Source organism: Clostridioides sp. ZZV15-6383 (assembly GCF_020657735.1).
Classification (GTDB): Bacteria; Bacillota; Clostridia; order Peptostreptococcales; family Peptostreptococcaceae; genus Clostridioides; species Clostridioides difficile_D.
On sequence record NZ_JAGWCV010000173.1, the window covers coordinates 1 to 366 of the forward strand.

The 366-nt window shown below is 28.7% G+C and carries 1 protein-coding gene; it reads right to left on the minus strand.

Annotated elements, in window-relative coordinates; genetic code table 11:
- Positions 1 to 366: transposase (locus KGF42_RS20665; protein WP_227826923.1), on the minus strand; the 366-nt coding region annotated here is incomplete at both ends.

The window sequence follows — 366 nt, forward strand, 5'->3', positions numbered from 1 at the left end:
TAGCTATATGTTCTTGAAGTCTTGCAACTTTTAATCTTACTTTATTTCTATTTAAACTACCGATTGTCTTTCTCGATAATTCTCTTTGTAATTTAGCAAGTTTGCTTAATGACTTCTGAAGATACTTAGGATTTTCTATAAATTCTCCACAACTTGAGATACAAAATTCTTTAATTCCCAAATCTAAACCTATCTGATTATTAGTATTTTTAAATGCTTCAATATCTACATCAGTACAACATAATGATACATAATATCTACCACTTGGTTCTTTAGATATAGTAGCATTAAGTATTCTACCTTGAGGTACTTGTTTATCCCTTATCTTAACCATACCAAGTTTAGGTAGTTTTATATGTTGACCAC